Annotated in this window: 18 protein-coding genes; 14 read left to right on the top strand and 4 right to left on the bottom strand. The window is 39.5% G+C overall.

The annotated features are described in order from the left end of the window. Positions 1 to 114: 114 nt before the first annotated feature. Positions 115 to 2,931 carry a carbamoyl-phosphate synthase large subunit gene (gene carB / locus P2W72_RS02585; RefSeq protein ID WP_276359318.1) on the bottom strand — a complete coding sequence of 939 codons (2,817 nt, stop codon included), beginning with the start codon at positions 2,929 to 2,931 and terminating at the stop codon, positions 115 to 117. Positions 2,932 to 3,208: 277 nt separating this feature from the next. Here carB and P2W72_RS02580 point away from each other — a divergent pair, with 277 nt between their 5' ends. The 7 genes from P2W72_RS02580 to P2W72_RS02550 all read left to right on the top strand — a co-directional run bounded on the left by P2W72_RS02580 (position 3,209) and on the right by P2W72_RS02550 (position 8,300). Beyond that, entirely contained in the window at positions 3,209 to 3,739 is a 531-nt protein-coding gene (locus tag P2W72_RS02580) for a hypothetical protein (RefSeq protein ID WP_276359317.1), read from the top strand. 25 nt (positions 3,740 to 3,764) lie between these two features. Next, positions 3,765 to 4,382 carry a nicotinamide riboside transporter PnuC gene (pnuC, locus tag P2W72_RS02575; protein ID WP_276359316.1) on the top strand — a complete coding sequence of 206 codons (618 nt, stop codon included), beginning with the start codon at positions 3,765 to 3,767 and terminating at the stop codon, positions 4,380 to 4,382. A gap of 12 nt (positions 4,383 to 4,394) precedes the next feature. Beyond that, positions 4,395 to 4,946: an ATP-binding protein gene (locus P2W72_RS02570; protein ID WP_276359315.1), complete on the top strand. Its 552-nt coding sequence runs from the start codon at positions 4,395 to 4,397 to the stop codon at positions 4,944 to 4,946. 134 nt (positions 4,947 to 5,080) lie between these two features. Beyond that, the gene (locus tag P2W72_RS02565) at positions 5,081 to 5,641 is read left to right on the top strand and encodes a sigma-70 family RNA polymerase sigma factor (protein ID WP_276359314.1); all 561 of its coding nucleotides are present in this window, start codon (positions 5,081 to 5,083) and stop codon (positions 5,639 to 5,641) included. Between the two features lie 37 nt (positions 5,642 to 5,678). Next, positions 5,679 to 6,230, top strand: a complete 552-nt coding sequence (locus tag P2W72_RS02560; RefSeq protein WP_276359313.1) for a hypothetical protein — start codon at positions 5,679 to 5,681, stop codon at positions 6,228 to 6,230. Continuing rightward, a complete protein-coding gene (locus tag P2W72_RS02555; protein ID WP_276359312.1) occupies positions 6,211 to 7,425 on the top strand; it encodes a hypothetical protein in 1,215 nt (404 codons plus the stop codon). Before P2W72_RS02560 ends, P2W72_RS02555 begins: the two co-directional genes overlap by 20 nt. Before the next feature lie 98 nt (positions 7,426 to 7,523). Then, positions 7,524 to 8,300 (top strand): TerC family protein, encoded by a 777-nt coding sequence (locus tag P2W72_RS02550; RefSeq protein ID WP_276359311.1) that lies wholly within the window; start codon positions 7,524 to 7,526, stop codon positions 8,298 to 8,300. Between the two features lie 10 nt (positions 8,301 to 8,310). On the opposite strand, the gene P2W72_RS02545 is transcribed toward P2W72_RS02550, so the two are convergent. Further along, positions 8,311 to 9,498, bottom strand: coding sequence for a class I SAM-dependent rRNA methyltransferase (locus P2W72_RS02545; protein WP_276359310.1), 1,188 nt, complete (start codon positions 9,496 to 9,498; stop codon positions 8,311 to 8,313). Between the two features lie 231 nt (positions 9,499 to 9,729). Between P2W72_RS02545 and P2W72_RS02540 the strand changes: the two genes are divergently transcribed. The 3 genes from P2W72_RS02540 to P2W72_RS02530 all read left to right on the top strand — a co-directional run bounded on the left by P2W72_RS02540 (position 9,730) and on the right by P2W72_RS02530 (position 11,305). Next, positions 9,730 to 10,065: a tRNA-binding protein gene (locus P2W72_RS02540; protein WP_276359309.1), complete on the top strand. Its 336-nt coding sequence runs from the start codon at positions 9,730 to 9,732 to the stop codon at positions 10,063 to 10,065. Between the two features lie 78 nt (positions 10,066 to 10,143). Beyond that, positions 10,144 to 10,620: a nucleoside deaminase gene (locus P2W72_RS02535; RefSeq protein ID WP_276359308.1), complete on the top strand. Its 477-nt coding sequence runs from the start codon at positions 10,144 to 10,146 to the stop codon at positions 10,618 to 10,620. A 76-nt stretch (positions 10,621 to 10,696) separates the two neighbouring features. Continuing rightward, the gene (locus tag P2W72_RS02530) at positions 10,697 to 11,305 is read left to right on the top strand and encodes a superoxide dismutase (RefSeq protein ID WP_276359307.1); all 609 of its coding nucleotides are present in this window, start codon (positions 10,697 to 10,699) and stop codon (positions 11,303 to 11,305) included. A gap of 57 nt (positions 11,306 to 11,362) precedes the next feature. On the opposite strand, the gene P2W72_RS02525 is transcribed toward P2W72_RS02530, so the two are convergent. Then, complete coding sequence (locus P2W72_RS02525) at positions 11,363 to 12,301, bottom strand: hydrogen peroxide-inducible genes activator (RefSeq protein ID WP_276359306.1); 939 nt, start codon at positions 12,299 to 12,301, stop codon at positions 11,363 to 11,365. A gap of 291 nt (positions 12,302 to 12,592) precedes the next feature. On the opposite strand from P2W72_RS02525, the gene rluF reads away from it, so the two are divergent. Both rluF and P2W72_RS02515 read left to right on the top strand, forming a co-directional pair. Then, entirely contained in the window at positions 12,593 to 13,330 is a 738-nt protein-coding gene (rluF, locus tag P2W72_RS02520) for a 23S rRNA pseudouridine(2604) synthase RluF (RefSeq protein ID WP_276359305.1), read from the top strand. Between the two features lie 70 nt (positions 13,331 to 13,400). Beyond that, positions 13,401 to 13,802 (top strand): hypothetical protein, encoded by a 402-nt coding sequence (locus tag P2W72_RS02515; protein ID WP_276359304.1) that lies wholly within the window; start codon positions 13,401 to 13,403, stop codon positions 13,800 to 13,802. A gap of 61 nt (positions 13,803 to 13,863) precedes the next feature. Here the strand turns inward: P2W72_RS02515 and panD are convergent, their stop codons facing one another. Then, positions 13,864 to 14,214, bottom strand: a complete 351-nt coding sequence (gene panD / locus P2W72_RS02510; protein WP_276359303.1) for an aspartate 1-decarboxylase — start codon at positions 14,212 to 14,214, stop codon at positions 13,864 to 13,866. 421 nt (positions 14,215 to 14,635) lie between these two features. Between panD and P2W72_RS02505 the strand changes: the two genes are divergently transcribed. Both P2W72_RS02505 and P2W72_RS02500 read left to right on the top strand, forming a co-directional pair. After that, positions 14,636 to 17,704 (top strand): TonB-dependent receptor, encoded by a 3,069-nt coding sequence (locus P2W72_RS02505; RefSeq protein WP_276359302.1) that lies wholly within the window; start codon positions 14,636 to 14,638, stop codon positions 17,702 to 17,704. 11 nt (positions 17,705 to 17,715) lie between these two features. Continuing rightward, positions 17,716 to 19,392 (top strand): RagB/SusD family nutrient uptake outer membrane protein, encoded by a 1,677-nt coding sequence (locus tag P2W72_RS02500; protein ID WP_276359301.1) that lies wholly within the window; start codon positions 17,716 to 17,718, stop codon positions 19,390 to 19,392. The last annotated feature ends 154 nt before the right edge of the window (positions 19,393 to 19,546 follow it).

Here is a 19,546-nt window from a genome sequence, read left to right as displayed (position 1 = left end):
GAGCAGAAAACCATGCTTTCTACTCCTTTCCTTATCCGTTAATAATTAACGGACTTTTTCAGTGCCCTCGATTAATACTACAGGCCTTTTGACTTCACTCTTTCAGCTTTTCGCTTATTTAGACAGATACATTGATTTTTCTTTGTACAGATGTCTGAAATAAGGATCTTCGAGGTCGCGTATAAAGCGGATCGCTTCTCCGGTAGATTTCATCTCGGGGCCTAATTCTTTCTTAACTTCCGGGAATTTATCGAATGAGAAAACAGGTTCCTTGATAGCATATCCTACAAGCTTACGTTCGATTTTAAAATCCTTCAGTTTATGAGTGCCAAGCATAATCTTGGTTGCAATATTGATATATGGAACATCATATGCTTTAGCGATGAAAGGAACAGTTCTCGAAGCTCTCGGATTTGCTTCGATTACGTATACTTTTTCGTCTTTGATAGCAAATTGAATGTTCAGTAAACCGCGTACATTCAATGCTTTGGCAATACGTTTACTGTACTCTTCCATCAATCCGATTACCTTTTCAGATAGATTGAACGGAGGCAGAACCGCATATGAGTCGCCTGAGTGAATACCTGCCGGTTCGATATGTTCCATTAAACCAATGATATGGCAGTCTTCTCCGTCTGAGATAGAGTCAGATTCAGCCTCTTCAGCTCTGTCAAGGAAATGATCAATCAGAACACGGTTGCCCGGTAGATTTCTTAATAATTTAACTACCGCTTTTTCCAGGTCTTCATCATTGATTACAATACTCATACCCTGGCCTCCTAATACATAGCTCGGACGAACCAGTACAGGGTATCCAACTTTATGTGCTACTTCAAGAGCTTCTTCAGCACTTTCGGCTACTCCATAAAGTGGGTAAGGAATATCCATCTCTTTCAAAAGGTCAGAGAAACGACCACGGTCTTCAGCAATATCCATGCTGTCGAACGATGATCCGATGATTTTAATGCCTTTTTCATGCAGTTTCTCAGCCATCTTCAGGGCCGTCTGACCACCCAGCTGAACAATTACACCTTCAGGTTTCTCAAGGTCAATGATTTCGCGAACATGCTCCCAGAATACCGGCTCGAAGTATAATTTATCAGCCATGTTGAAATCGGTTGAAACAGTTTCAGGGTTACAGTTAACCATGATCGCCTCAAAGCCTGCTTCTTTAGCTGCAAGTAATCCGTGAACGCATGAGTAATCGAATTCAATACCCTGACCAATACGGTTAGGACCTGAACCGAGTACGATAATCTTTTTTCTGTCACTTACAATCGACTCATTTTCATCTTCGAAAGTAGAATAGAAGTACGGAGTTTTAGCAGGGAACTCGGCAGCACAGGTATCAACCATTTTGTATACTCTGCGAATGCCCAGTTCTTTACGTCTTTCGTAAACATCATCTTCAGTAACATTGCCAAGTAACCAGGCAATCTGTGCATCTGCATAGCCTTTTTGCTTCAGTGTTATGAAGAAATCAGTTGGAATATTATTTAAAGAATAACGCTTCAGCTCGGTTTCAAGATTCACCAGTTCCATAATCTGTACCAGGAACCATTTATCGATTTTAGTGACTTTACGGACAGACTCCATCGGAACCCCAAGGCTCAGTGCATCCTTCACATGGAACAGACGATCCCAGCTTGGATGCTCAAGACTTTGCATGATCTCTTCAATGTCTCTGCTTTGTCTGCCATCAGCTCCCAGGCCTAAACGGTTGGTTTCTAAACTCTGACAGGCTTTTTGAAGTGCTTCAATAAAGGTACGGCCAATAGCCATAACTTCACCTACCGACTTCATCTGTAATCCCAGTTCTGTATTGGCACCTTTGAATTTATCAAAATTCCAGCGTGGTATTTTAACGATCACATAGTCAAGAGTAGGCTCAAAATAAGCTGAGGTTGTTTTTGTGATCTGATTTTCAATTTCATCAAGGTTATAGCCGATAGCTAATTTCGATGCGATCTTCGCGATTGGATAACCTGTTGCCTTTGATGCAAGAGCAGATGAGCGGGAAACTCTTGGGTTAATCTCAATTGCGATAATATCTTCAGTAACAGGATCAACAGAGAACTGTACGTTACATCCGCCTGCGAAATTACCTATAGAACGCATCATGAGGATAGCCTGATTACGCATTTCCTGGTAACAGCGGTCGCTTAATGTCATTGCCGGAGCAACCGTAATCGAATCACCTGTGTGGATACCCATAGGATCGAAGTTTTCGATCGAACAGATAATGATCACATTGTCATTTCCGTCGCGTAATAGTTCGAGCTCATATTCTTTCCAGCCTAAAACAGCTTTTTCAACCAAAACCTCATGTGTAGGAGATGCCTGTAAACCGCGGCTAAGAGCCTGATCAAAATCTTCTTTTTTATGAACAAAACCGCCCCCTGTTCCTCCAAGAGTGTAAGAAGGACGAATTACTAATGGAAAACCAATCTCCTGTGCAGCTTCTTTACCTTCAAGGAAAGAATTGGCAATTTTGGATGGGGCAACCCCTACTCCAATTTCAACCATCAGCTTACGGAATTCTTCACGGTTTTCAGTTTTTTCAATTGCGGCAATATCAACACCTACGATTCTTACACCGTGCTTTTCCCAGATACCTCTTTCTTCAGCCTCTTTACATAAGTTAAGAGCGGTTTGCCCGCCCATAGTTGGCAGTACAGCATCGATTTTCTGTTCAGTGAGTATCTGTTCAATACTTTCACAGGTTAAAGGAAGCAAATAAACATGATCAGCAATAACCTTATCTGTCATGATGGTGGCAGGGTTAGAGTTGATAATGGAAACTTTAATTCCTTCGTCTTTTAATGAAAGAGCAGCCTGTGATCCTGCATAATCAAATTCGCAGGCCTGACCGATAATGATTGGTCCTGAACCGATGATCAGGACTGAGCGGATGGAAGTATCTAATGGCATAGTTCTTCTGTGGATTCAAATTTGACGAAACAAAAATGGAGATTGCTATGCTGTGAGAACAAAAATCCCGTCTGTTTTGTCGGGATGCAAAGTTATATATTTTTATGCTATTTCAGCCTGATTTTTTAAAAAAGGTGAATGAAACTGAACTCATTGTGTCATTTAATTATAAAAATGCATACAATTGTTTATTTACCCTGAGAATATTCAATGGAATGATATTTGATCGGTGATCAATTCTATAAACAGATTAAGGAAATTTAAGATAACATGTAACATGAAAAGACCCTTTTTAGTCATTCTGGCAATAAGTTTAATTCTCGAAGGCTGTGCAGCAGTGCAGTCACTGGTGCGTTCTACCTTCCCTTATACTGCAACAATGTCTATCCCGGCCGGCATAAAGCCCGGAGCTATACAATCTGTTAGTGCTATGGCCAGCAGTTTTGATCAGATATTAACCGGACAAACATCCAATACTTCTGCGATTAAAGATGTTCGTCTGTCGTCTGTCAGGCTTGATGTGAGTTCGCCTGTAAGCCAGAGTCTCAGAGTTTTCAAATCAATTAAAATTTATATTTCAAGAGGCGATAGTTATAGAGAACATTTGATTGCAGCTTCCAGTGATGTTCCTGCTTCAACTGCCGGAAGCCTTTTGCTCGATGCAGACATCAAAACCCTGCTTGATGAATATATTAAAGGATCTACGGTCAGGCTTAGAATGGAATATGAACTTCGCGAGGAGCTTGCTACGGATATCACCTTAAAGACCAGCCTTAGTCTGGATGCCTCACCGGCAACTGCCAGATAGTTAACAGAAGCGTATCTTTGGAATAATGATTTTACTTTCCCTTGTTGGCGACTGGTTTAAAGCTCAGAGTATACTGGAAACGCTAGGCGTAATTACAGGGATTCTTTGCGTTTATTTAGCTGCAAAAAATAAGATATGGAGCTGGCCCCTGGCAATAATCAGTGTGCTGATCTATGTTATCATATTTACGGAGGCTAAATTATATGCTGATGCAGGTCTGCAGATTTATTTTCTGATCATGAATATTTATGGATGGTATTTCTGGAGTAAAAAACCCGATCAGCAGTTAAAGGTTCCGGTGAGTCATATCAGCTTCAGGGAAAGCCTGATTTCATTTATCACTGTGTTGATATTTACTGTTGCATTAGGCACATTTCTTTATCAGGGTACTGATGCCTCTTTTCCTTATCTCGACAGTTTTTGTACGGCTTGCAGTCTGGTTGCCCAATTACTGCTTGCCAGAAAGGTTATTGAGAACTGGCTGATATGGATATTTGTTGATATTATCTATGTAGGGGTTTATATTTCTAAAGACCTGCATTTAACCGCAGGGATGTATGCATTGTATATTATCATAGCTACTATTGGTTATATTGACTGGAAGAAGGAATTGAAGCAGGATATGTTAAATTCTGCATCATAGTAGGCGATACAAATGGAAGATAGCAGGCAAAATATCGGGCATAAATTGATCAGGATAGCTGTGGTTGGACCCGAGTCGACAGGTAAATCAACTATTTCAGCACAGCTTGCCAATCATTATCAAACGGTGTGGGTGCCCGAATATGCCCGCGGGTATTGCGAAAAACTGACTGAGTCATGTACCTGGGAAGATGAGATCAATATGTTCAGAGGGCAACTTCAGCTCGAAAATGAATTGAAACATCAGGCCAACAGGATTCTTATTTGTGATACTACTTTTATTACCGTGAAAATATGGAGTGATCATATGTTCGGGCAATCGCCGTCGGAAGTACTTGAAAAACTCCCCGATCATACTTATGACCTTTATCTTTTGATGAATATTGACCTCCCCTGGGAAGAGGATCCTCTTCGCGATTTTCCACATTTGCGTGAGCATTTTATGGAGGTATGGCACAAGGAGCTGGCTGAACTTAAAGCCAGATATACTCTTATTTCCGGCTCAGACCAGGAAAGACTTCAAAATGCAATCAGAGCAATAGATTCGTTTTTAGTAGATTTATAATAGAGTCTGCTTATTAATATTTACGCTGTTCCCGAAATAGTGTGATTAGAATACATTTTTTATTTTTTTTTTCATCTGTAGATGCAACGCCCGAAAATATCCGGCGTCTATTAAGTCAAGAAACACGTAAAAATTTGGAAGCTGTTTACGTAGATCAGCATTTTGACCTTGTGGCCGAATGCCGTAACGGGAGTAAAAAAGCATATAGTGAATTATACAGGCTTTATTCAAAGGCCATGTTCAATATTGCTATGCGTATTCTCAACGACGAAGATGAAGCTGCAGATGTTTTACAGGAGGCTTTTGTTGATGCCTTCTCGCGCATCTCAGATTTCAGGCAGGAAACCACATTCGGGATGTGGATGAAACAAATCGTGATCAATCGTTCAATTAGTGAGTTGCGTAAACGCAAAATGGAGCTGATTTCTATAGACGAGGCCGATATTGAATCCATACCCGGGGAAGAACAAGCCGATACTGAAGAACTTGAGCTTCAGGTGCAGCAGGTACGTGCAGCCATCCATCAGCTTCCGGATGGTTACCGGGTCGTACTCTCGCTGTACCTGCTGGAAGGGTATGATCATGAAGAGATCTCGCATATCCTCCGGATTAGCGAAAACACTTCAAGAACTCAGTTCATGAGAGCAAGGAGAAGGCTGATTGAAATTTTAAAGGGTAAAGGAATAGCTTATTAATTAAGATTCCGGTTCAGGAATCAGGGAGAGGTTAAAGATGAAAGACAAACTGGAAAATTTTGTCAGGGATAACAAAAGGAGTTTTGATCAATTCGAACCTCCAGCAGATCTGTGGGACAGGATCGGGAAACGACTTGATGAAAATCAGAAGGGAAAGAAAGAGCGGGTTATTCGTTTAAGCATTTTATACAGAAGTGCTGCAGTGCTGATTCCTGTTCTGTTCGCAGGCTTATGGTTCTATCATTATCAATACAAACAATCTGTTGATTTAAGTAATATTAACCCCCGGCTTGCCAGACAACAGGTTCATTATGCTTCAATGATCGATCTTAAACGAAGTGAGCTTAAACATATTGAGAAAGAAGAACCACAATTGTACAGAGAGTTTTCTTCTGAGATCAGAAAAATGGAAGAAAGCTATACGAAGCTCCAGAAAGATCTTCCCGCAAGTCCAAATCAGGAGGAAACGGTGAAGGCAATGATCAGAAACCTGGAGATACAGATCGAACTATTAAATCAGCAGCTGAATATCATTCAGCAGATTAATCAAGTTAAAAAAGAACAAAGAAATGACACACAAAATATTTAAAAAGGCGCTATTATTTGCACTGACACTTCTTTTCATAGAGGCTGCCACTGCTCAGCAGACCGAAAATCTGGATTCTGCATCACAAAAACTTAGCAAGGATATTGAGAAGGAAATATCTGATGCCCTGAAAAAGGTCAGTATGGAGCTCAGGACAATAGACTTTCAAAAGTTCGGTAATGTTTTTGTTGCCGCCACCCATAACTTTTCAAAAGAATTCAGCGGAGTTGAAATATATCCTGTTCCTGAACCGGCCGGATTAGGGGATTATTCCGGATTGACTGAGAAAACAAAGCTGATCAGTAAGACCTACTCTGTCGACAGGAATGATAAACTTTCGGTCAATAATCTTTATGGCAAAGTTGCCGTACATACCTGGGCAAAGAATGAGATTAAGGTAAGTGTTGAAATTAAAGCATACGAATCTTCCGAGAACAGTGCTGCCCAATTGCTTGAGAGTGTTCATATTGCTGACTCACGAAGTGGAGATCTGATTAGCTATAAAACCAGTTTTGAAAAAACTTCAGTTAATTTCTGGTCAAAAATCAGGAGTGGCAGGGAGGAAAAGCGAGGTATACAGGTAAATTATGATATCTATATGCCGGCGAAGAATCCGCTTGACATTACCAACAGATATGGAAGTACAGAAATTGATGATTTTAATGGCCCGGTAAATATCAGCAGCTCTTACGGTTCATTTTCAGCGGGTACGCTTGATAATGCTTTAAACCAGGTTAAGATAAGTTATGGTTCTGCAAGTGTCAACAACTTTTCAAAAGGCGGACTTTCGGTCGCATATGGCAGTTTAAACCTCGAAAAGGGAGATGGTCTGAATGCAAATATCAGATACAGCAACGCCAGAATCGCACAGCTTAGCGGTGGCGGTACCTTCGATATAGCCTATACCGGTGGATTTAAAATTGATGAGGTTGATAAAAATGTAAAGAATCTTGTAATCAATTCTTCCTATTCAGGACTTACGCTTGGAATAGAACAGGGTGCTGATTTCGATTTTGATGTTACCGTAAGCTATGCGGGTTTTAATTATGATGATAAAAGGGTAAGCCTGATCAATAAGATTGATGATTCCTCTAAATCCAAATGGAGTCCAACTAAAAATTATAAAGGGAGCATCGGAAAGGGCTCAGATTCACGGATCATAATCAAATCAAATTACGGAAGCGTTAAATTTTTATAATTCGTTTTATATTGGTTTCTAACCTTTCGCTGTGAGGCGGAAGGTTTTTTGTTTTTAAATCTATTAGCTTTTAGCTTACTTTGATGAAATTTTAAACTATGGAATGGTTAGCAAATCCTGAAATCTGGATATCATTAGTTACTCTGACAGTACTGGAAATTGTACTTGGGATAGATAATATAATTTTTATTTCAATTATGGCTTCCAAGTTGCCGGCTCACAAACAAAGGAAGGCCCGTCAGATGGGATTAGCATTAGCCATGATCACCAGAGTGCTGTTACTCTTGTCTTTAACCTGGATCATGACTTTAACCAGCCCATTGTTTAATATGGGCGATTGGATAGGCTTAACTGATGCAGAATTATTAGACAAATTTGCTATTTCAGGCCGTGATCTGATTCTGATTATTGGTGGTTTATTCCTTATTTATAAAAGTACAAGTGAAATCCACGACAAGCTCGAAGGAGAGGAACATAAGGAAGAGGGAAAGGCAGTAGTTACTTTTTCAGGAGTAATCGTGCAGATTTTGCTTCTCGATGTGGTCTTCTCACTTGACTCTGTAATCACAGCAGTGGGTATGGCTGATCATATTCAGGTAATGATTGCAGCGGTGGTTATTGCGGTTTTCGTCATGATGTTATCCGCAGGAGGTATCAGTGATTTTGTAAACAGGCATCCGACGGTTAAAATGCTGGCATTATCCTTCCTTTTACTTATCGGGGTATCCTTACTTGCCGAAGGATTTGATCAGCATATTCCAAAAGGGTATATCTATTTTGCAATGGCATTCTCAGTTCTGGTGGAAATGTTAAACCTGAGAATGAACAAGGGCAAAAAACCTGTTCATTTACATAATGTTCCTGAGGAAGAATAGTCTTTAGTACTTATATAATTCTGCAGAGCAGTCCTTTCAGGTATTCCCCTTCAGGAAATGATGAACGCACAGGGTGGTCTGCAGGCTGGCAGAATTGCTGAATAAATTGTACTTCCTTTCCGGCATCCAATGCAGCCCATGCAATGATTTGTTTGAAAAGACTGAGGTCGACTGCTCCTGAGCAGGAATAGGTAGCCAGTAATCCGCCTTCATTAAGTAAAAGCATTGCCGTTCTGTTCAGGTCTTTATAGGCTCTTGATGCTTTGGTCAGCGCAGATCTCGATGGGGCATACTTTGGGGGGTCGAGTATTATTAAATCGAATTTTTCATTCGACTCCCTGAAGGCCCGCAGCTGTTTGTTTACATCAGACTGGATCAGTTGATGCGGAATATCATTGAAGCTGTTGATCTCCATATTTCGTTTAAGGGTTTCGAGAGCCAGAGCTGAGCTGTCAACGCTGATTACCTGTGCAGCGCCTTTGCTCAGTGCATTAAGGCTGAAGCCTCCTGAATATGAAAAGCAATCCAGAACTTTTTTCCCTCTTACATGTTCAGCAACAAAGCGCCGGTTATCGCGCTGATCGCAGTAAAATCCTGATTTCTGACCTTCAGCAATGTTTACCTGATAAAAAATACCATTCTCTCTGACACTTACAAATTCAGGAGGTTCTGCACCCAGCAGAATTCCACCTGAAGAAGCTTCCATTCCTTCATGAGCGCGTGCTGAGGCATCACTGCGATCAAATATTCCTTTTGGTTTCAGAAGATCCTGCAGCTCATCCAATAGAATATGTTTAATCCTTTCGATACCTGATGTCAGTATCTGTACAGAAAGAAAATCGGCATAGCGGTCAACAATCAAGCCCGGAAGGTAATCGGCTTCACTGAATATTAAACGATAGGTATTTGTATCTTCGGTATGTAATGATTCTCTGAACTTTACTGCAGTTCTGATCTTTTTTCTCCACCAGTTCTCATTAATCTCAGTTTCCAGATTCCATTCGAGTAGCCTGACTGCAACGCGTGAAGTATTATTATAAAAGCCATAAGCAAGAAAATCATTATTATTATCGGTCACCATAACAATATCGCCATTTTCAGGTTTGCCCTTGACATGTTCAATTGCTCCTGAGAACACCCATGGGTGCATTTGCTTAACTGCTTTTTCTTTTCCTTTTTTTAGTCTTACTGAGTACATTTTGCAAATTTACGATATATCATCCATTAACATGCCTTCATTCAGGTGAAGCAAAGCTTAATATAATTTGCCGGATTTATGACCCTGAGAAACATACGGTAAAAATGTGGCCTTTATTTGTGTTACGAGTCTTATAGTTTGCAGATATCCCGGCGTTTATTTTTGAATAAATTTCTCTGTTCCATTGAATAAACAGGATTGAATAGTTGGTAAGGGTTTTTAACTTTGAATATGGAAGTAATAAACTGGGCTGATTTTGAAAAAGTGGCTTTGAGGGTAGGTACAATTATAGAAGTTCTTGATTTTCCCGAGGCCAGAAAGCCGGCGTATAAACTCAGGGTTGATTTTGGTGATCTTGGTGTGAAGTGGAGCAGTGCTCAGATCACCAAACATTATACAAAAGCTGAATTGCCCGGCCGGCAGGTTATCGGGGTTGTAAATTTCCCTGAAAAGCAGATTGCTAATTTTATGTCAGAATTTCTTGTTACCGGCTTCGCAGATGAAGATGGAAATATTGTATTGGCATCGGTTGATCAGAAGGTTCCGAACGGATCAGCATTGATATAACATTCTTACTGAATTTGCATTGATATGTTTTAGTACCCGGAGATTTGTGAACTTTAATAAACAAGTTTACCTTCGGTTATGAAATATATTAATTTCACAGATAATCCGGTAGTATCCCCCGACGAGTTCTTTATGAATGAAGCGTTGAAAGAAGCTGCCAAGGCACTCGAGCTGGATGAAGTTCCGATTGGTGCCGTGGTTGTTCATGGAGGTAAGATCATTGGCCGGGGGCATAATCTGACGGAGAGGCTCAACGACGTAACGGCACATGCTGAAATGCAGGCTTTTACAGCTGCAGCTAACTATGTTGGAGCTAAATATCTTAAGGATTGCACACTATATGTTACTATTGAACCCTGTGTAATGTGTGCCGGCGCTTCCTACTGGACTCAGATCAGCCGCATAGTTTATGGAGCTGCTGATGAGAAAAGAGGTTTTACCAGCATTTCCGGAAAGATTCTGCATCCAAAAACAGAACTTATCTCCGGGATCCTTGCAGAAAAATCCTCGCAGTTGGTCAAAGACTTCTTTATGACAAGACGTAATAAATCTTGACATCTAATTGAACAAGTTCTGAGATTAGAGCCTTATATTTGTTATAGAAAATTGTTTTAACCTTAATCATAAGAAAATGGCATTTGAATTACCTGCGTTAGCATACGCAACAGACGCATTAGAACCGCATATCGACAAGATGACTATGGAGATTCACCATGGTAAACATCATCAGGCATATGTTGATAATCTTAACAAAGCATTAGCCGGTACCGATGGCGAAAGTAAGAAGCTGGAAGATATCATGGCGAATATCTCAAAATTCGCGATGCCGGTAAGAAATAATGGGGGCGGTCATTATAACCACACTCTTTACTGGTCAATTATGTCTCCAAACGGCGGTGGCAATCCGGGTGGTGAACTGGCAAAGGCAATTGATGCTGCATTCGGTTCATTTGACGAGTTTAAAAAGAAATTTGCCGAAGCTGGTGTAACCCGTTTTGGTTCAGGATGGGCATGGCTTTCTGTTTCTGCCGATGGTAAATTACAGGTAAGTTCTACCCCAAATCAGGATAATCCGCTGATGGATATTGCTGAGGTAAAAGGAACCCCAATTCTTGGTATGGATGTATGGGAGCATGCTTACTACCTGAAATATCAGAATAAGCGTCCTGACTATATTGCAGCTTTCTGGAATGTAGTAAACTGGGATGCAGTTGCCGACAGATTTTCAAAAGCAAAATAATTTGCCTTAAATATGAAAGGGGTGGAGTATTCAAATACTTCACCCCTTTTTTAATCTTTATGAGTAGATCTCCAGGATCTCCTTTTTCTTTTTATTTCGCATTCTTTTCGGAATAGCGTTGGAAATCTCCTTTTCAAGTGCCGTAATCAGTTTCCTTTTCAGAAAGTTACGGTGAGTAACAACGCTGATCTCACGCGTGGGTTCAGGAGATTTGAAATAGCGTACACAGTCGAGTTGTTTTATAGTAAAATCACTAACTGAAAGCTCAGGTAATAAGGTTATGCCCTTATTCATTTCAACCATCCGTTTCAGGGTTTCAACACTGTCTGTATTGTACTCAAAGGTTTTCATATTGTCAGACTTTTTTCTGTTGCATATGTTCAGAATCTGATTTCGCATGCAATGTCCCTCGTTCAGAAGCCAGAGATCATCCAGACTGATGTCTTTTGCTGAAAGGTTTTTTTTATTAATCAGTTGACTGGATTTAGAAAGGTAGGCCACAAATGATTCGTAAAAGATTGGTGTTTCCTGCAGGCTTTTATCCTGCAGTGGGGTAGAAAGTATTCCGCAGTCAAGCAAACCGTTTTTTAATTCCTGAATGATTTGATCTGTCATGTATTCCCAGATTACAAGCTGTACATCCGGATACTTTTCCATAAAAGCAGAGATTACTTTTGGCATCAGATAGGGAGCTATAGTTGGAATAACACCAATTCTTAATTCACCGGAAATCACACTTTTCTGATTATTGATCAGCTCTTTTATTTTATAACTCTCCTTAAGGCTAATCCTTGCCTGTTCAATAATATCCGTTCCGATCTCTGTGGGGGTAATGGGCTGTTTGCTTCTGTCGAATAACTTAACCCCCAGCTCTTCTTCCAGTTTTTGAACCTGCATACTAAGTGTGGGCTGGGTTACAAAACATTTCTCTGCTGCCAGGCCAAAACTTCTGTAAGTATCAATAGCAACTATGTATTCAAGTTGTACTAAAGTCATATTATAGATTTTAACTATGCAAATATAGTTATTATCGATTTCATCTATATTGTTTTTTTAGTGCAAAAAAATCAAATTTGTAAGTATTAAAATTAAGCTGTCTGTTGGGTCGTCGGGCATATAATCAGGTGCAAAAAATCGATAATTTTTAGAATTTCGTTTTGCACGTACAGGGCATTTAAAATATTAAATAACCAATTGTAATCTGTTCAGAATCCCGGATTTATCCGGGATTCTGTTTTTTATAAGCCTCCCGGGATTTTGCTTACTTTTGAAACCGGATTGTTGAAGATGGAAGAAATCAAAACCACCAGAATAAATAAATACTTAAGTGAAATAGGTTATTGCTCCAGAAGAGCAGCTGATCAGCTTATTCTCGAAAACCGGGTAACAATTAATGGTCTTGTTCCTGAAATGGGAACCAAAATAGTGCCCGGTGATATCGTCAAAGTGGATGGCCGGTTGGTGTCTGAGCCTCAGGAAAAGCCGGTTTATATTGCCTTCAATAAACCTGTTGGTATTGTATGCACCACTGATACCAGAGTTGAGAAAGATAATATTATCGATTACATTAAATATCCCAAGCGCATTTTTCCGATCGGACGTCTGGATAAGCCAAGTGAAGGTTTAATTCTCCTGACAAGTGATGGGGATATTGTGAATAAGATTTTGCGGGCACGCAACAATCACGAAAAGGAATATATCGTAAGGGTAAATAAGCCAGTTACTCAGGATTTTTTAAAGCAAATGAGAAATGGTGTTCCGATTCTGGATACTATAACAAGGAAATGTGTTGTTGAGCAGATCGATAAAAATCAATTCAGAATTATCCTGACACAAGGCCTTAACCGTCAGATCAGACGAATGTGCGAGTATCTGGATTATAAGGTTCTGAAACTGAAAAGAATCCGGATAATGAATATCAAACTGGATATTCCGATCGGTAAATGGAGATATCTGACAGATGATGAGTTCAGTGAGATCAGTCGTCTGATTTCTGATTCGTCAAAGACGCATCTGGAAGGTTAATGATTATTTCCTGCCGGAGATTAAATAATTTATATTTAATACCGGTAAATCATATTTTCATCGCCGGATTATGAAAGTAATTCATCATATTATTTATCCTGCTTTAGCCGGTCTGCTTTTCCTGATTGGTCATATACTGATTATTTCACTTGAGTTGGGTATGGAATTAAACCTGCTTTTTATTGTAGGATCAATGATCTTGTGTCAGCTATTGGTATATTTTATTGCCGGGAAAGGTTTTTTAGTTGAGCGATTTGCTTTTCGCCAAATATTTCAGATTCTTGCAATTACCCAGTTCTTCTCAATTGCTTTTCTTACCATATTCAGTGCATATGATCCTTTTGAAGAGCCTAAGAAAGTTCTGTTTACAGAGGTGATTGTGTCTTTCCTGATATTCGCGGTTCTTTTGCCTCTTCTTTTAACAGGATCTGTATTGGCTGTCAGGAGTATTTTTCCGAAAGGAATGATGTAAAATAAAAAAGGGACCTGATGGTCCCCTGATTCAAATTTTACCCCTTGATATTGTTAAAAGGTTATTTCAAAAGATTGGTTGCCTCATCAGGGAATACAACAATGGGTTTGTAGTTTCTTGCTTCCTCAACATCCATAACGGCATATGTAATGATAATAATGACATCGCCCCTCATTACCCTGCGTGCTGCAGCACCGTTAAGAACTATCTCTCCGCTTCCCCTTTTACCCGGAATGGTATATGTTTCAAAGCGCTCGCCATTATTATTGTTAACAATCTGTACTTTTTCACCATGCAGTATCTGTGCAGCATCCATTAAATCTTCATCAATGGTAATGCTACCTACATAATTCAGATCTGCATCGGTTACTTTAACCCTGTGAATTTTTGATTTTAATATATGAACTTGCATGGGGCAAAGTTAACTATTTAAGAAGATTATTTAGTTAAACAATTCATTGATATTATCAGGACAAAAGACCGGGGGCGTTGGGCAGTTTATACTGATTTCCCGGATCGGATAAACAGTAAGCGCGACCGGGCGAAAGAATACTGCTGTATCAGGCCTGAATTTTATAACGTTAATTCAGCTTCACCCGCACTTTCTAAGCAGACACTTAACCTTCTGATTTTCAATTCAATTTTTCGATAACGCTTTCGATAACGTTACCGCTCTTTTATTACCTCATTTATTATGTTGGAGATGATTTATCACTAATTTGGTTAAACGTTAATGCTGAAAATTGCATAATACTGAACAATTTGAAGAATATAAATCTGCCAAGTAATAAATTTTATAATGAATAATAAACTAAACCTAAAAACTCTAACAAATGAAAAGTAAAAAAAGTAAATGGATTATTTGGCCCTGCCTGGGCATTGTGATTCTATCTCTGATTTTTCTATGTCCATCGCAGTTAAAGGCGCAAAACCAAAGAGAAATTAAGGGAACGGTTCTGGATAACCTTACACGTACAAGCTTGCCAGGTGTAAGTGTTATGGTAAAGGGAACAAACCGGGGAGTCTCAACAGGACTGAATGGAGAATTCATTATAAGTGTTAAGGAGGGCGATGTACTTGTAGTTTCTTTTATAAGCTATGAAAAGCAAGAGGTAACTGTGGGAAGCCAAAACACGCTTAATATACTTTTAAAAGAAAGCTCTTCAGAAATGGAAGAGGTTGTTGTAGTAGGATATGGTACTCAGCGTAAAGCTACATTAACAGGGTCAGTTGCAAGTATTTCTAATAAAGAGCTTAAAAAGAGCCCAACTACAAATTTAAGTAATTCACTTGCAGGATTACTTCCCGGAGTTATTACCTCTAATCGTTCAGGCGAGCCGGGAAGGGATAATTCAACAATCCTGATCCGTGGAAGAAGCACAACGGGTAATACCAGTCCGCTGGTAGTTGTTGACGGAGTACAGGGAGTTAGCGGTTGGGAGCGGATTAATCCAAATGATATAGAATCAATTTCGGTATTGAAGGATGCATCTGCTGCTATTTATGGTGCGCAGGCAGCAAACGGAGTTATTCTTATCACCACCAAGAGGGGTGTTACTGGCAAGCCTTCTATTAATTATTCATTTAATCAGGGTTTGAGCCAGCCAACCAGAATCCCCAAAATGGCCAGCTCTGCCGTTTTTGGAGAGTTTGTCAATGAACTTCTTGCAAAAGATAAACAGCCTCCCCGCTGGACTGAAGCAGAGTTGCAAAAATTCAGGGACGGAAGTGATCCGGTCAATTATCCAAGTGTAAACTGGTATGATGAAATATTAGAAAAAAATACATTCCAAAGTCAGCATAATCTTGCTGTCAGAGGGGGTAATGATAATACAAAATATTCAGTGTCAGGGTCATATTCTAATCAAAATGGAATATTCAAGAAAGGAAGTACAAACTTTAAAGCTTACAGCATTCGATCTAACATCGATGCGAATATTAATAAATACATAAAGGTTGGTTTAGACGTAAATGCCGGAATTGATGACGGTAATTATCCAACCACCAGTACAACAACAACTTTTGGACGAATGCTGGTTGTTCCCTGGATTCCGGTGTATTGGTCAAATGGCCTTCCTTCTGCCGGTATTGAACGCGGAGATAATCCAGCTGTGATGGTTACTGATGCTTCTGGTTATAATAGTGAAGTGATGCAGCGGTTTCAGACCAAAGCCTCATTTGATATTAAACTGCCTTTTGTGGAGGGATTAGGAGTTGATGGCTATTTGGTTTATACAAATAATCAGGGTGTTAATAAACTTTTCCAGAAACCATGGACAGTATACGATTATAATAAAATAACCAATACCTATATTCCAATCGGTGGCGGGGGTATTTTACAGCCTCAGCTAAGACAATCATATAACAGAGATAGAAGTTCTTTAATGAATTTCCGGATTAAATATGAAAAGAGTTTCAATAATCATAGAATAAACACATTCATAGCTGCAGAGCAGGAGGAAGGCAATTTTAATAGTTTTTCAGCATTCAGAAGGAATTTTTTATCCGCTCAGGTCGACCAATTGTTTGCGGGTAGTCTCGCAGGCCAGGAAGCTACCGGAACGGCATCAGAAGGGGGACGTCAGAATCTTTTTGGACGTTTTGGATACGGATTTAAAGATAAATATCTGATTGATTTCAATTTCAGATATGATGGCTCTGCAAATTTCCCTGAAGGTAACCGATTTGGTTTTTTCCCAGGGGTCTCAGCAGCATGGAGAATTTCACAAGAGAAATTTATAAAAGACCGGTTTAGCTTTATAGATGATTTAAAACTAAGAGTTTCAAGTGGTAAAATAGGAAATGACCGGGTTCCGGCTTTCCAGTATATTCAAAGTTATAATTTAGGCAGCCAGGGCTTTAATTTTGGACAGACCCCAACACAGTCACTCGGTACAACCATGGGTGTTACCCCTAATCCAAACATAACATGGGAAGTTCTGAAAACATCAAACATTGCAATGGATGGTTTGTTCTGGAATGGCTTATTGGGCTTTACGGTCGACTTATTTAAACAGAAAAGATCTAATATTCTGGCAACCAGGGATCTCGCTGTCCCTGCTTATACAGGTTTGGTATTACCAAGTGAAAATATAGGAATTGTAGAAAATAAAGGGGTTGAACTGGAACTGTCTCACAGGAGAGCTACGAAAAGCGGATTTTCTTACAGAGTAGGCGGAAACTTTGCTTATGTAAAGAGTAATGTAATTTACATGGCTGATGCAGCAAATGTTCCTGAATGGCAAAAAGTGCAAAATAAGGTACTTGGTGCAACAAATTATTACAGGGCTATTGGTATTATCAGAACCCAGGCAGAACTGGATGCAATTCCTAAAGTACAGGGAACAAAGATCGGAGATTTAAAGTATGAAGATGTAAACGGGGATGGTGTCATTACCAGTTCAGATATGATCAGAATGGATCGTACTAATACCCCTGAAATTATATTTGGTATGAACCTGTCATTGGATTACAAGAACTTCTCTTTGTTTGCAAATTTTGCAGGACAATCCAGGGCATGGCAGTACTATCATGAAAATGGAAGGCTTGCAGTAAATACGAGGGAGGAGCTTCTGCTGAACAGATACAGACCAGGTAGTATGGATTCAAAATATCCTAATTTGCCTTTACTGGATACCCGTACAGATGTAAGCGGGCTTCCTTCTTCTTTCTGGTTAAGAGACGCAACTTTCCTAAGATTGAAAACATTAGAATTGGGATACTCTTTACCTTCAAGTGTGCTTTCAAGGCTTAAGATTGCCGATATGCGAATTTATTTGAATGGAAATAATTTACTTACGTTCGATAAAATGAAGATATATGACCCTGAAGGAAGTGATGAAAGAGGAAATTTTTATCCTCAAAGCAAAATTTATAATCTTGGATTATCCCTTACTTTTTAATAAAAGCGATCATGAATAGCAAAAACTATATAACTTACAAAATGGCCAGGACCGTTTTTAATTATGGAGCAATTCTTATTTGTTCAATAAGCCTGTTTTCTTCCTGTACTAAGGACCCTCTTGAAAAGAAACCATTGAGTTCCTTTACTGAGGAAACGGTATGGAATGATGCAAATTTGATTGAGACCTTTGTAAATAATACTTATCGGATACTCCCAAGTGGATTTTATTATTCAATGACCAACTCACTGTCAACCTTAACAGATGAGAATAATGCACGGGCTAACTCAGCAGCTATTGCTATAAATGCCGGAAATATAACACCGGATGCCCTGGCAGGCCTGGATTACTGGAATGATCCTCAAAGGGGGTATTATAAGGTTGTGACAAAGACCAATATTTTTTTCAGCAAAATAGAAGCCTCACCTATTGATGCTGCAATAAAATCCAGAATGACAGGTGAAATGAAGTTTTTGAGAGCATACTCATATTTTCGGCTTATCAGCTTTTTTGGGGGTGTACCTTTAATTACAAAGCCATTTGGGTTAAATGACGATTTTCAGGTGCCAAGAAATTCTTATGATGAGTGTATGAAGTTTGTTCTGAAAGAATTGGATGAGGCCGCAAATCTGTTACCCTTATCATACCCGGCTGCACAAAAGGGCAGGATTACAAAAGGTGCAGTCCTTGCTATGAAAGCCAGAGCATTATTATATGCAGCCAGTCCTCAAAACAACCCTGCAAATGATAAAGTCAAGTGGCAGCAGGCTGCAGATGCCGCAAAAGCTGTTATAGATTTAAATCAATATTCACTGTATGCAGATTATAAGTCTTTATTTCTGACCTCAGCAATGTATAATTCAGAGATTATCTGGAACAGGCCATACAATTTAACTATAGATCCTGAAAATACTTTTGTTGAATTAAGTCAGTATCCGAATGGTTACGGAGGGTTTGCACAGGTGCATCCTTTGCAAAATATTATTGATGATTATGAAACCCTTAATGGAAAACTTCCTAAAGATGATCCAGCTTATGACCCGCAAAATCCTTATGTTAACAGGGACCCTCGTTTCTATGCGTCCATTCTTTATGACGGGGCACCTTTTAAACATCGGACAGTTGAAACTTTTCTTCCGGGTGGTCAGGATTCTAATGAAGGGTCATCCCAGCCCTGGAATGCTACTCAAACCGGTTATTATTTAAGAAAGTTCTTAGACGAAAGTATAACAAATCCGGGTGGAGTAAATATTGGAAGCACTCCCTGGACATTTGTTCGCTATGCTGAAATATTACTTAACTATGCTGAAGCTATGTATAACCTGGGCGACGAAATCATTTGCAGAGAGTATATCAATAAAGTAAGAAGCAGACCCAGTGTTAATATGCCTCCGGTAACTGAAAGCGGAGCTGCCTTATTGACAAGGTTACAGCAGGAGCGCAGAATTGAACTGGCTTTTGAAGAGCATCGTTATTTTGATGTGCGCCGCTGGAAAATTGCCCCACAGGTTCTTAATGTTCCTGCCAGACGAATGGGTATCGCCAAAAATATTACTACAGGGAAAAAGACCTATACAGTAATAGATTTCCAGCAGCGTGCTTTTTTTGACAGAAATTACCTGGTTCCAATACCTGCATATGAAATTCAGAAAAACCCGAAATTAGTTCAAAACCCGGGATATAAATAAAAATGATTTACCAGGGCATTGTTCAATTCCCAGTATTACAATGCTCTGGTAATTATTAATTATTAATAAATTGTATATTAATAGTTTAAGTATCTGTATTCCTCAATAAAAAGATCCTCTTAATGTTAGAAACATGGATCGTATTTCCTCTTTA

The organism is Daejeonella sp. H1SJ63, from assembly GCF_029360775.1.
Classification (GTDB): domain Bacteria; phylum Bacteroidota; class Bacteroidia; order Sphingobacteriales; family Sphingobacteriaceae; genus Daejeonella.
The sequence above is the reverse complement of the archived record's forward strand: the minus strand, read 5'-3'. Positions and strand labels throughout refer to the sequence as shown.

Bases quoted from the DNA above. Each gene is read 5' to 3' on its own strand.
- P2W72_RS02505 (WP_276359302.1), top strand. From the start codon at position 14,636: ATGAAAAGTAAAAAAAGTAAATGGATTATTTGGCCCTGCCTGGGCATT.
- P2W72_RS02540 (WP_276359309.1), top strand. From the start codon at position 9,730: ATGGAAGTAATAAACTGGGCTGATTTTGAAAAAGTGGCTTTGAGGGTA.
- P2W72_RS02560 (WP_276359313.1), top strand. From the start codon at position 5,679: ATGAAAGACAAACTGGAAAATTTTGTCAGGGATAACAAAAGGAGTTTT.
- P2W72_RS02500 (WP_276359301.1), top strand. From the start codon at position 17,716: ATGAATAGCAAAAACTATATAACTTACAAAATGGCCAGGACCGTTTTT.
- P2W72_RS02550 (WP_276359311.1), top strand. From the start codon at position 7,524: ATGGAATGGTTAGCAAATCCTGAAATCTGGATATCATTAGTTACTCTG.
- P2W72_RS02570 (WP_276359315.1), top strand. From the start codon at position 4,395: ATGGAAGATAGCAGGCAAAATATCGGGCATAAATTGATCAGGATAGCT.
- carB (WP_276359318.1), bottom strand. From the start codon at position 2,931: ATGCCATTAGATACTTCCATCCGCTCAGTCCTGATCATCGGTTCAGGA.
- P2W72_RS02545 (WP_276359310.1), bottom strand. From the start codon at position 9,498: ATGTACTCAGTAAGACTAAAAAAAGGAAAAGAAAAAGCAGTTAAGCAA.
- P2W72_RS02530 (WP_276359307.1), top strand. From the start codon at position 10,697: ATGGCATTTGAATTACCTGCGTTAGCATACGCAACAGACGCATTAGAA.
- P2W72_RS02525 (WP_276359306.1), bottom strand. From the start codon at position 12,301: ATGACTTTAGTACAACTTGAATACATAGTTGCTATTGATACTTACAGA.
- rluF (WP_276359305.1), top strand. From the start codon at position 12,593: ATGGAAGAAATCAAAACCACCAGAATAAATAAATACTTAAGTGAAATA.
- panD (WP_276359303.1), bottom strand. From the start codon at position 14,214: ATGCAAGTTCATATATTAAAATCAAAAATTCACAGGGTTAAAGTAACC.
- P2W72_RS02515 (WP_276359304.1), top strand. From the start codon at position 13,401: ATGAAAGTAATTCATCATATTATTTATCCTGCTTTAGCCGGTCTGCTT.
- P2W72_RS02555 (WP_276359312.1), top strand. From the start codon at position 6,211: ATGACACACAAAATATTTAAAAAGGCGCTATTATTTGCACTGACACTT.
- P2W72_RS02580 (WP_276359317.1), top strand. From the start codon at position 3,209: ATGAAAAGACCCTTTTTAGTCATTCTGGCAATAAGTTTAATTCTCGAA.
- P2W72_RS02535 (WP_276359308.1), top strand. From the start codon at position 10,144: ATGAAATATATTAATTTCACAGATAATCCGGTAGTATCCCCCGACGAG.
- pnuC (WP_276359316.1), top strand. From the start codon at position 3,765: ATGATTTTACTTTCCCTTGTTGGCGACTGGTTTAAAGCTCAGAGTATA.